Below are 12,049 nucleotides of genomic sequence, written 5' to 3' on the forward strand. Positions count from 1 at the left end.
CGCATTGGTCTATTTTTATTTTGCTGCTTTTATCAGTCTCAAAAAACCATTCACCTTCATGAAAGACATATTTAGAAAAAATTTTTTAAAGGAAGTCATAGATTTGAACTCAATTGAGCATATTAACTCCTAGATTTCATTCCATTTTTTAAAATAGGAGGACTTCACTTGCTTGATGCTAAAACTATTGAAATCGTACAATCCACTGCACCGGTTCTAAAAAAACACAGTAAAGAAATTGGAAAAAGATTTTACCAAATCCTATTCTCAAAAGCTCCTGACTTGTACAATATTTTTAATCAAACCAATCAAAAAAGAGGAATTCAGCAGGAAGCATTAGGTTACGCTGTCTATGCTGCTGGGGAACACATTACCAATCTAGATGCTATCAAGCCAGTGATCACAAGGGTTACAGAGAAACATCGCGCCATAGGGATTAAACCTGAGCAGTATCCACTTGTAGGCGAAGCGTTGATGCAAGGTGTAAAAGAAGTTCTGGGTGATGCCGTCACGGATGAAGTTCTCGATGCATGGAAAAAAGCTTATGACTATATTGCAGATGCATTCATTGACATTGAAAAAAAACTCTACGAAGAAACAGATCATCAGCCTGGTGGATGGAGCGGCTATCGAAGCTTTTTAGTGGATCAAAAGGTAAAAGAAACGGATGCCGTAACTTCTTTTTATTTAAAGCCGAAGGACGGTAAAGCAATCCCTACCTATAAACCTGGGCAATATCTAACTATAAAAGCTGAAATTCCTGGAGAAAAATATACGCATATTCGTCATTACAGTCTTTCTGATTCACCTGGAAAAAACTATTACCGAATCAGTGTAAAACGTGAAGATGCACATGGGGATGCTCCACCAGGAATTGTATCGAATTATTTACATAAACAAGTCCAAGTTGGAGATACTCTTCAATTTTCTGCTCCTGCTGGAGACTTTGTGCTCGATGACAGTGATTTACCTGTAGTTCTGATTAGCGGAGGAATTGGCATTACGCCATTACTTAGCATGTTAAATTCCATTGCAGAAAGTAAGTCACAACGTCAGGTTACATTTGTACACGCAACAGCCAACAGCCAAACACACGCTTTTAAAGACCATGTGAATCAATTAGAAAAAAGTCACCCAAACATCAAATCATATGTATGCTATGATTCACCAACAAAAGAAGATCGGAACTCTAAAAAATTCGATAAAGAAGGGTACATTGATTTAGACTTTCTACAATCTATCGTTCCATCAAAAGAATCCGTTTTTTATTTCTGCGGACCGATTCCTTTTATGAAAAACATTCAATCGGCGTTGCAACAATGGGGAATTCCGAATGAGCACATCCATTTTGAAGCATTCAGTCCGATCGCTATTTTAGGAGAAAAATAAGGCAGGCTGATTAAACTTCGGTATCGGGGTGCAGTGGTCTGCTTTGTAAGACTTATAAGAAGTCCCTCTCCCTCCTGTTTTTCAGAGATGGAAAGGGACTTCTTTCTATGCCCTTTGTTGAAAACAACAAGTTTGGTCATCATGATTAGATTGAGTTCTCCACCAAACTTTGTCTCTCTTTTTAATCTCCTCATCCCACTTGTTCGCTCTTCTCAAATAATGCCGGCAATTCTGCTTCATAGTTTTCGCCAATGATTCCATTTTCGGTAATAATCGCTGTAATCAGTTCGTGGGGGGTGACATCAAAAGCCGGATTGTAGACTTCCACCCCTTCAGGAGCAATGCGTTTGCCTGCGATATGGGTAACTTCTTCCGGATTCCGTTCTTCAATCGGAATATCTCTTCCCGTTTTGGTTTCTAAATCAATCGTGGATAATGGCGCCGCGACGTAAAATGGAATGCCGAACGATTGTGCCAGTAAAGCCAGTCCAAATGTTCCGATTTTATTAGCGGTATCTCCGTTAGCGGCAATTCGGTCCGCACCGACGATGACGGCCGAAATGTTTTTGGCGTAAATCGTCTGCGCCGCCATATTATCCGTGATAAGCGTAACATCCACACCGGCTTGCATGAGCTCCCACGTGGTGAGTCTTGCTCCTTGCAAAACCGGGCGCGTTTCTGAGGCAAATACTTGAAGATGAACTCCTTTTTCTTTGGCTAGATAAAACGGAGCAAGCGCCGTACCGTAGCGAGCCGTTGCAAGGGAACCGGCGTTGCAAATCGTTAAGATGCGGTCGCCGTCTTTAAAAAGCGACAATGCATGCTCTCCGATGCGGCGGCATACGTCTTCATCCGCCACTTGGATGCGAATCGCTTCATGAACGAGCATCGTTTTCGCTTCGTTGACAGAAATGGCGTCTTCAATGCTTGATGCAAGACGGTTCAGCGCCCAAAACAAGTTAACCGCCGTAGGCCGCGAGCTGGCTAAATAGTCGATGTCTTTTTGAAGCTGTTGTTTAAATTCAGCCATCGAACTTGCCTCGTAACGTTGAGCCGCAAGAGCAAGCCCGTAGGCAGCCGTCATGCCGATCGCAGGAGCCCCTCGAACTTTCAAGGTTGAAATGGCATCCCATACATCTTCAATTTCCTTTAATTCTAAATATTCAGTCTCCTCCGGCAACTTTTGCTGATTTAAAATTGTGATATGCGTATCGTTCCATTCAACCGAACGCGGAATCATGAATCGTTCAGTCATAGCTGTCTTCCTTTCGTTTAGTTAGTCGGTGTCAATGATGCCTGTAGGAAAAGCGGACGAACTTCTTGAATGTCATTGAGCGAATGTCGCTGTAAAATAAGGCTGCGTCCGAGACGAAGGGCACGGCGTTTCGCACGAAGACGTTCCTCTTTGTCTTCAATACCGTCAAGGTCAGCGACATGTGCTAAACCGATGGTGCGGCGAATCACTTCGCATCCGGCAAATCCAATCGCATCGACAAATGTATGGTGCAAAACGTCCTGCAATAACTTCGATGTCTTGGCGTAAGGCTCGACATTGTGCTGCTCCCAAAGGTCGGAAAATACGCTTGCAAATACTTCCCAAGTGTTTTCGATATGGTCAAATAAAAACTCTTGGTCTTGTTGCGGACGGGACAGCGCATTCAGCAGCAAATTAGCGATAAATTGACCGAGATCAAAACCAAAAGGACCGTAAAAGGCGAATTCCGGATCAATCACTTTTGTCTCTTTATCGCTGCAAAAAATACTGCCGGTATGTAAATCGCCGTGAATCAGCGCATCCCCTTCTGTTAAAAACTTTCGCTTTAATTTTGCCACTTCAAGATGAAGCTCATCATCGTTCCAAAGCGCTTTTGCATCTTCACGCAGCTCCTCTTCAAAATCGTTTGTATCATAATCAAAGAACGGATCGGTAAAGACAAGATCTTCCGTGATTTTGCATAGTTCAGGGTTGATAAAACTTTGAAGAAGCTGTTTTTTCTCTTGTTGATTCATCCCGAAGTCAGACGTATAAAATAACGTTTTGGCTACGTATTCACCGATGTGCCGTGACAAAAGCGGATACGTTTTTCCTTCTATAAGCCCTTTTCGAGCAATTTGTAAATGAGATAAATCCTCCATGACGGTAATGGCAAGAGATTCGTCGGAATGGTACACTTCCGGAACGTATTCCGGAACGAAGCCGGCAAATGTACGCAACGCATTGCTTTCTATGGTCGCACGCTTTAACGTAAGAGGCCAGCTTTCACCAACGACTTTCGCGTACGGCAGCGCTTGTTTGAAAATCACTCCTTTGCCTGTTTTTTGGTCAACGATACGGAAAACGAGATTTAAATTTCCATCGCCAATTTCCCGGCATACCAGCTGGGCTTCTTCTGAAAATAAGCGCAATCGAACGGCAAGAGAAATCGCGTCTTTTTCTGTTAATGGTTCGTAAGCGGATGGATTTGAAACGGCCATGTAGGAACGCCTCCTTTGGAAAAAATCGAGTAGGAGGGAGCGATTAACTCCCGTCCTCTCACACCACCGTACGTACGGTTCCGTATACGGCGGTTCAATTAAGATAATTGACGCAAGTCTTTATAACTTCCGTGAATAGCTGTTCTCTTTATGCCAGTGGTCACTCCACCCTCCAAGAGGTCTCCCACGGGATTCACCGCTTCCTCCCTCAAGTGAGGTACTACGTTTTCTGTGTTCATCATGACTCACTGAATACCAAGGGCTATTCTCTCTTAATTGTTCGGTCCTTCTTAGTTGTTCTAGACCAACTAATACTATGACCTCTGCTGACTTCTGACGGTTCAGCTACTTATCACTAAGTAGGTTATGAAGAGTACTTCACATATCCGCCAGACCTCCCCGGGTAAGTACATGCACTTTCACACCATCTATCCGCCTCATTTACTCGATATGACCTTCGACAGAAAGAGCTTTGTTTTGTTATGCAAACTCACTCAATCATACCTAGCCTTATATGAGGTTCGTGTTCCTCGGACCGGTGTTTTGCCTCCAGCTTCCTTCAGATTCCGCGTCACCACGGACACCCTTGCTCTTGGCTAACCTCTACTTCTGTCTTCGGGGTTCGGGACTTACACCCTATAGTTCATGTACATGCCGGGCGCACATAAAAAGCCTCTCTCGTTTATCGAAAGAGGCTTGAAGATTCTTCTTCTCACCTCTTATCTTTCAGAAAGAATGACTCTCTCTGTTGGACTTAGCACCGTGCCTTGCGGAAGATTCCTTCCGGCGCTTTTCTGCGCCCTATCTCACGATAGTATTACGGTCGGTTGCTGGGCTTCATTGGGCCAATTCCCTCAGCCAACTCTTGATAAGAGTATTGATCAGCTATTATTCGAATTTTCGTTATTGCTTTAATTATTGGCGGATTCTCATTTGAGTGAAATCATACATCGAAGTTCGAGTGATTGTCAATCCTTTTTTAAAAAATTTTTTCATTTGTTCTGTAATGTTCCGGACGACGGTCGCTAAAAATCGGGATTTGCTCACGTACTTCTTTGACTTTTTGCAAATCGATTTCAGCTATGAGGGAGCAAGGATCTTCTTTTGCTTCCGCAAGAATTTCCCCCCACGGATCGATGATAAGCGAATGTCCGGCGAACGTATTATTCGGGTCGCGGCCGGCGCGATTACAGGCGACAACATAACATTGATTTTCAATGGCACGCGCTTGAAGCAACGTACGCCAATGAGACAGACGCGGCAACGGCCATTCGGCAACGACAAACAACACTTCTGCTCCTTGCAAGGCATGTACGCGAATCCATTCCGGAAAACGAATGTCGTAGCAAATCACACCGGCACATAATGTATTTTCAAGTGTAAATAATCCTGGTGTATCTCCGGATCGCAAATAAAGATGTTCATCCATCAGTTGGAAAAGATGCAGTTTGCTGTATTCGCCTACAATATCGCCGTTTCGATCGGCCACGTACATCGTATTCGTCGTTCCATCATTTGTTTTTTTGGCGATGGAACCGGCGACAATGTGGATGCGATGACGACGCGCAAGCTCACTAATGAATGCTTTTGTTTCTTCGCCTTCCTTATCCGCAATTTCATCCAGACGCGTTAAATCATAGCCCGTTGTCCATAATTCCGGAAGAACGATGATGTCAGGGTGTTGAGCGGCTATTTTTTCTACTTCGTTTTGAACAAGCTGTCGATTTTCCAGCGGAGCGCCAAAAGCAATATCCAGTTGAAGACAAGCAATTTTGAATGTCATAATCATTCACCTCAAAAAATTTTGACTTTACAATTTGATTTTTACGATATATGATGTTTGACTAGAATTTCAAGAAAATTTTGAGTAGGTGTAAACGATGAAACATTTCGCACAATCGGAACTGCTGCAGAAACTGCCAAAACAGTTTTTTGCGTCTCTTGTCGCCAAAGTGGAAAACGTGAAAGCCCAAGGACATGATGTCATTAACCTCGGTCAAGGGAATCCGGATCAGCCGACGCCATCCCATATTGTGGAGGCGATGCAAAAGGCAGTCGCCAATCCCCGTTATCATAAATATTCGCCGTTCCGCGGCTATTCGTTTTTTAAAGAAGCGGTCGCGGCCTTTTATGAACGTGAATATGGGGTGAAACTGGATCCGGAAAAAGAAGTGGCGGTTTTATTTGGAGGAAAAGCAGGACTTGTGGAAATTCCGACCTGTTTGCTGAATCCGGGTGATCTTGTTCTCGTTCCTGATCCGGGATATCCGGATTATTGGTCGGGTGTCGCTTTGGCACAAGCCGAAATGGCGATGATGCCGCTTCGCGCTCAAAACCATTTTTTGCCGGATTACAACGAAGTCTCAAAGGACGTGGCAGAAAAAGCAAAATTAATGTTTTTAAACTATCCAAATAACCCTACCGGAGCGGCGGCATCGAAAGAATTTTTTATGGATACCGTTTCGTTTGCCGCAAAACACGATATTTGCGTCGTGCATGATTTCGCCTACGGGGCAATCGGATTTGACGGCAAAAAACCGGTCAGTTTCCTCCAAGCAGAAGGGGCTAAAGACGTCGGCATAGAAATATATACGTTCTCGAAAACCTTTAATATGGCCGGCTGGCGAGTGGGAGCCGCAGTTGGAAATGAAAGTGTCATCGCAGCGATTAACTTGCTTCAAGACCATTTATACGTCAGCTTGTTTGGTGCGATTCAAGAGGCAGCGGCTTGTGCGCTTCTTTCTTCACAAGAGAGCGTGAAAAAGCTTGTTTCGCTATACGAGTCGAGACGGAATACGTTTATTCGTGCTCTTTCGCAAATCGGTTGGGATGTCACGCCTCCTGCTGGCTCATTTTTTGCGTGGCTTCCTGTACCGAACGGCTGGACATCAGAGCAATTTTCTGATTTTCTACTCGAGAAAGCGCATGTGGCGGTTGCTCCTGGAATCGGATTTGGAAAACACGGAGAAGGGTATGTGCGCGTCGGTTTATTAACGAGGGAAGAACGGCTGGAAGAAGCTGTCCAACGTATTGCGAAGCTTGGTCTTTTCCATGTCGCAAAAAAATGATTGACACCGATAAAAATTCCTGTCATAATACAAATCAAATTTACCGATACTAAGAAAATTTTGAAAAGTCAATACATGATTCAAGCATTCTTATCAAGAGCAGGTGGAGGGACGAGCCCTATGAAGCCCGGCAACCGACTTAACAATCGTTAAGCACGGTGCTAATTCTTGCAGCGATATGCTGAGAGATAAGAAGAGTGTGAACCTCTAGCCTCTTCTTATGAAGAGGTTTTTTTATTGAACTTAGAAAGAGGGATGAACATGAGCCAAGTCATTGCCACCTATCTTATTCACGATGAGAAAGATTTGGAGAAAAAAGCAGAAGGAATTGCTCTTGGCCTCACGGTTGGTTCTTGGACCAATTTGCCGCAGCTGCAAAAAGAACAATTGCAGAAGCATAAAGGAGAAGTCGAGAGCGTCACACCGTTGGAAGAGGACGAGCGAGTCAATGAGTATCTGGGCAAACGTGTGAAGCGAGGACTTGTCCGCATTGCGTATCCAAGCCTCAATTTCAGCGCCGATTTACCGGCGATTTTAACAACCGTATTCGGCAAGCTGTCGCTCGATGGCGAAGTGAAACTGGTCGATCTTGCTTTTTCTGAAGAATTAAAAAAACAGTTTCCCGGTCCGCGCTTCGGAATAGACGGAATTCGCCAAAAAGTCGGCGCCGATCATCGTCCGCTTCTCATGAGTATTTTTAAAGGAGTCATCGGGCGTGATTTAGATTATTTGTCGGAGCAGTTAAAACAACAAGCCCTCGGCGGAGTCGATCTCGTGAAAGACGACGAAATTTTGTTCGAAAACGACTTAACTCCGTTTGAAAAGCGAATCGCCAACGGGAAAGCCGTGCTGAACGACGTATACGAAAAAACAGGAAAGAAAACGTTGTATGCGGTCAATTTAACGGGCAAAACATTCGAGTTAAAAGAAAAAGCAAAACGCGCGGCGGAAATCGGTGCCGATGTGATTCTTTTTAACGTGTTCGCTTATGGATTAGACGTATTGCAAGGCTTGCGCGAAGATGAAGACATTGCCATTCCGATTATGGCCCATCCAGCTGTCAGCGGTGCACTTACACCATCAGAGTTTTATGGCATCAAAAGCCCGCTCTTGCTTGGAAAATTGCTTCGATTAGCCGGAGCCGATTTTGCTCTTTTCCCATCGCCATATGGAAGCGTCGCCCTTGATCGAAGTGAAGCGCTCGGCATTGCCGACGAGTTGACGAAAGAAGATGAGCATTGGAAACGATCTTTCCCGGTTCCATCTGCGGGTATCCATCCAGGTCTAGTGCCGCTTTTAATTCGCGATTTTGGAATCGATAGCGTCATTAATGCCGGCGGCGGAATACACGGCCATCCGGATGGAGCTGAAGGCGGCGGAAAAGCATTCCGTGCAGCGATTGAGGCCGTGCTGGCAGGAAAAACTCTGGAAGAAGCTGCCAAAGACCATAAAGAGTTGAAAAAAGCTATTGATTTATGGGGCGCGCACGAGGTGGCAGTATGACAAAACCAATCATTTTTTGCGATTTCGACGGAACCATTACCACCCAAGATAATATCGCTGCGATTATGAAACAGTTTGCTCCTCCGGAATGGGAAATGCTAAAAGACGATATATTGGCGGAGCGGCTGACCGTTCAAGAAGGTGTCGGAAACATGTTTTCCCTCCTTTCTTCCGAATTGAAAGAAGAGATTACGGACTACGTTTTACAAACGGCCCGTATTCGCGACGGCTTTCGGGAATTTGTCGATTTTACAAGACAACACGACATTCCGCTCTATGTAGTGAGCGGCGGCATTGATTTTTTCGTCTATCCGATTCTGGAAGGGCTTATCGAAAAAGAACGCATTTTTTGCAACGGTTCAGATTTTAGCAATGAAACCATTCAAATTGTTTGGCCTTATTCGTGTGATGAACATTGCCAAAACGGTTGCGGCTGTTGCAAGCCGTCGCTGCTGCGGAAGCACTCAAAACCGGATGGATTCCATATCGTCATAGGAGATTCCATTACGGATTTAGCTGTGGCAAAATTAGCGGACCATGTCATTGCTCGCGACTTTTTACTGGAAAAGTGCAAGAAACTAGGCATTTCCCATTCACCGTTCAACACGTTTTTTGATGTAGTGGAGGTGTTTGTGAAGCTGGAGGTGGGAGCATGAGTGAACTTGAGAAAAAATGGAAGGAACTTGCCGATGTGAAAGCGGAGTTGGCCGAGCGCGATTGGTTTTTTGCAACAAGCGGGAACTTATCGATTAAAGTTTCCGATGATCCTCTCCACTTTCTTGTTACCGCGAGCGGAAAAGATAAACGAAAGCAAACCGATGAAGACTTCCTTCTCGTAGATGCGCTTGGCCATCCGGCTGAAGAGACCCATTTAAAACCTTCAGCGGAAACGCTTTTGCATGTGGAAATTTATAACAGAACCAATGCAGGCTGCGGCCTCCATGTCCATACCATCGATAATAATGTCATTTCTGAATTATACGGTGACATTGGAGAAGTGGAATTTAGCAATCAAGAAATTATAAAAGCGTTCGGACTTTGGGAAGAAGACGCTGTGATTCGCATTCCAATCATCAAAAATCACGCTCATATTCCAACGCTGGCGAAAGAATTCGCCCGGCATGTGCATGACGATGCAGGCGCCGTCCTCATTCGCAATCACGGCATTACCGTATGGGGGCGCACCGCATTTGAAGCGAAAAAATATTTGGAAGCATATGAATTTTTATTCAGTTATCATATCAAATTAAGGTGCCTGACCCCACTTTCGCTTTAAAGCACAAAAGGGATAAGCAAAAATAAAGGAGGAAGAAAAATGGCAACGATTCGTTTACATGAAACAAATGAAAGAATTACAAAGGAAGAAGAAGTAATCCAATTTTTAGACGAGCAAGGCGTTATTTACGAAAAATGGGATATTACCAAACTCCCGGAACATTTGCGTGAGAAATATTTGCTTACGGAAGAAGAAAAAAATGAAATTTTAGAAACGTTTAAAGAGGAAATTGCGGATATTTCCGAACGTCGCGGCTATAAAGCGCAAGATGTCATTTCTTTATCTGAAAATACACCGAACTTGGATGAATTGCTCACAAATTTCAAGCGTGAACACCATCACACAGATGACGAAGTCCGCTTTATTGTCAGCGGCCACGGAATCTTTGTGATTCAAGGAAAAGACGGAAAGTTTTTTGACGTCGAGTTAGAGCCGAGCGATTTAATTTCCGTTCCCGAAAATACGCGCCACTATTTTACACTGCAAGAAGATCGTCGCGTTGTCGCCATACGCATTTTTGTCACAACTGAAGGCTGGGTGCCGATTTACGAAAAAGAAGAAACCAACGCCTAATATCCCCTCACCCCTCTTCTACTAAATCAGAAGAGGGGTGTTGTTATGAATTAACAGTGACAAAGCCCTCGACATTCTAGTAAAAGGCATTTCTTATATTTCAATCGAAATAGGAAAAAGCGACTATCCATATTACTTAGCAAAAGATATTTACTCTCCACTGCTTCCCCTTGTACTATCTATTTTTTACCAATACAACTTTCTATTGAACCCCTTGCCATCATTAAAAAAAGCAATTCATCACATGCAAAAATCGCGAAATCAAATCATTAACTTGGTAAAAAAGGAACAAACGTTCGTAATAATCTATGAAAAAAAATAAACACGTGATATAATAGAAATACAATAGCTACGGGAAAAGCTCAAGGGTGGTCGGCATTTTACCCCTAAAAGAGAGGGGGTGATGCCGATGACGGTATTTCAAGCATTGATGTTTGCACTCACTTTCGCAAGTCTCATTGTTTCGATACTGTCATATCACCAAAGAAAATAATCCACCCTTGAGTTAACGAGACCGGGTGGATTATGGATTCTTTCTGCCTTGTCGATCCCCCTTGAAGGGAACCGTCTATTGTATAGTCGAAGGTGTTGCTGCACCTTCATTTTTTATTATCATATGGAATTACTCAATACTATTATACATGATGAGCATAAGTGTTGTAAATTATATCTCTTCTGAATGCTGTTCGCTGCAGCGAGACTCCTCTTTTTTCATGTTCTTCTGCTTTTGCTGCCGCTACAATCACGTTTTATACGATTTCCTCTTTTTCATTTCCATCTGCTCTTTGCTATTCTTGACGTAAAAGTAAACATTTTATTATAAAGTACAAAACTTTATCGACAAAATTCGATATGTTATGATATGATTGGGCAAATTTTACGAAAGTAAAAGACGCAAAGCCACGGGCCTAAAACAATCTATAGATTGTCATGGTAGCCGGGCTGCCAAGATTTATTCTTGATAAATCTTGTTCAAAACTGCAATTCCTTTCTTAATATTTGCCTAAATTTTAGGAAAGGATTGGATTCAATTGAAAAAAACGTTTACAACTGTCCTTATTGCGGATGACTCTCAGTTTATGAGGAATCATTTAAAACAACTTTTGTCCAATGACAACTTCAAGGTTGTGGCTGAGGCTTCCAACGGTTGTGAAGCCATTACACTCTATCAAAAAGTTCGTCCTGATGTTGTATTGCTTGACATCATCATGCCTTATAAAAATGGATTAGACGCTTTAAATGAAATCAAAAAGCATAATCCGAAAGCCAAAGTTGTCATATGCTCCTCCATGGGACAAAAAACTTTGATCATGGAAGCTCTTAAGCTAGGTGCCACTGACTTTATTGTGAAGCCTTTCTTTCAAGAATTAATTCCCATTTTGAAGAAAATTACTAGTTAAATCGAAAAGAAAACTTTCCCTCTATTTGCTTTACTAGCCATTTTATTTTTTCCAAAATAAAAACATGGTAAAATTGGAATTGTATATTGAAAAAATCGTAAAATTAAGATAATAATAATTTGGAATAAATGAGAACTTGCTAGGCGTGCTGCCCTCCATTCCAGCGTAATGAGCAGACATGGTAACTGGGAAAAGACCGGATCCATTAGTATTCGATGAGCTTATCTTGAAGATTTATTTTTTTGCATGTTATCTAGTACTATATTCATAGGTCTATTGGAGATGAATTCATGTACGAGAAAAGGCTATTTCATTCCAATAACGACCGTGCTAATTAAGTACTTTTATCAGATCATGTTGTTAAA

10 protein-coding genes and 3 riboswitches are annotated in these 12,049 nt (G+C 42.9%); of the genes, 7 read left to right on the plus strand and 3 right to left on the minus strand.

The window, feature by feature from the left end; all coding sequences use genetic code 11:
* Nucleotides 1–168: 168 nt before the first annotated feature.
* Nucleotides 169–1,389, plus strand: a complete 1,221-nt coding sequence (gene hmpA, locus BSM4216_RS14125) for an NO-inducible flavohemoprotein (protein ID WP_048624125.1) — start codon at nt 169–171, stop codon at nt 1,387–1,389.
* 190 nt (nt 1,390–1,579) lie between these two features.
* Here the strand turns inward: hmpA and mtnA are convergent, their stop codons facing one another.
* The 3 genes from mtnA to BSM4216_RS14140 form a co-directional block, all read right to left on the minus strand.
* Nucleotides 1,580–2,644 carry an S-methyl-5-thioribose-1-phosphate isomerase gene (gene mtnA / locus BSM4216_RS14130; protein ID WP_048624126.1) on the minus strand — a complete coding sequence of 355 codons (1,065 nt, stop codon included), beginning with the start codon at nt 2,642–2,644 and terminating at the stop codon, nt 1,580–1,582.
* 17 nt (nt 2,645–2,661) lie between these two features.
* Nucleotides 2,662–3,864, minus strand: coding sequence for an S-methyl-5-thioribose kinase (gene mtnK / locus BSM4216_RS14135; RefSeq protein WP_048624127.1), 1,203 nt, complete (start codon nt 3,862–3,864; stop codon nt 2,662–2,664).
* 716 nt (nt 3,865–4,580) lie between these two features.
* Nucleotides 4,581–4,739, minus strand: a riboswitch (SAM riboswitch).
* A 104-nt stretch (nt 4,740–4,843) separates the two neighbouring features.
* Entirely contained in the window at nt 4,844–5,647 is an 804-nt protein-coding gene (locus BSM4216_RS14140; protein ID WP_048624128.1) for a carbon-nitrogen family hydrolase, read from the minus strand.
* Between the two features lie 97 nt (nt 5,648–5,744).
* Between BSM4216_RS14140 and BSM4216_RS14145 the strand changes: the two genes are divergently transcribed.
* From BSM4216_RS14145 to BSM4216_RS14170, 6 genes are all read left to right on the plus strand, one after another.
* Nucleotides 5,745–6,932: a pyridoxal phosphate-dependent aminotransferase gene (locus BSM4216_RS14145; RefSeq protein ID WP_048624129.1), complete on the plus strand. Its 1,188-nt coding sequence runs from the start codon at nt 5,745–5,747 to the stop codon at nt 6,930–6,932.
* An 87-nt stretch (nt 6,933–7,019) separates the two neighbouring features.
* A riboswitch (SAM riboswitch) is annotated at nt 7,020–7,127 on the plus strand.
* A gap of 66 nt (nt 7,128–7,193) precedes the next feature.
* The gene (gene mtnW, locus BSM4216_RS14150; RefSeq protein ID WP_048624130.1) at nt 7,194–8,435 is read left to right on the plus strand and encodes a 2,3-diketo-5-methylthiopentyl-1-phosphate enolase; all 1,242 of its coding nucleotides are present in this window, start codon (nt 7,194–7,196) and stop codon (nt 8,433–8,435) included.
* Nucleotides 8,432–9,091, plus strand: coding sequence for a 2-hydroxy-3-keto-5-methylthiopentenyl-1-phosphate phosphatase (gene mtnX / locus BSM4216_RS14155; RefSeq protein ID WP_048624131.1), 660 nt, complete (start codon nt 8,432–8,434; stop codon nt 9,089–9,091). Before mtnW ends, mtnX begins: the two co-directional genes overlap by 4 nt.
* Entirely contained in the window at nt 9,088–9,711 is a 624-nt protein-coding gene (locus tag BSM4216_RS14160; RefSeq protein ID WP_048624132.1) for a methylthioribulose 1-phosphate dehydratase, read from the plus strand. The genes mtnX and BSM4216_RS14160 overlap by 4 nt, the downstream gene beginning before the upstream one ends.
* Nucleotides 9,712–9,750: 39 nt before the next feature.
* Complete coding sequence (locus tag BSM4216_RS14165) at nt 9,751–10,284, plus strand: 1,2-dihydroxy-3-keto-5-methylthiopentene dioxygenase (protein ID WP_003354048.1); 534 nt, start codon at nt 9,751–9,753, stop codon at nt 10,282–10,284.
* An 859-nt stretch (nt 10,285–11,143) separates the two neighbouring features.
* A riboswitch (cyclic di-GMP riboswitch) is annotated at nt 11,144–11,234 on the plus strand.
* An 81-nt stretch (nt 11,235–11,315) separates the two neighbouring features.
* On the plus strand, nt 11,316–11,684 hold the full coding sequence (locus BSM4216_RS14170; protein ID WP_082142351.1) for a response regulator: 369 nt from the start codon (nt 11,316–11,318) through the stop codon (nt 11,682–11,684).
* Nucleotides 11,685–12,049: the final 365 nt, after the last annotated feature.

The sequence above is a fragment of the Bacillus smithii genome (assembly GCF_001050115.1).
In the GTDB taxonomy this organism is placed as follows: Bacteria; Bacillota; Bacilli; order Bacillales; family DSM-4216; genus Bacillus_O; species Bacillus_O smithii.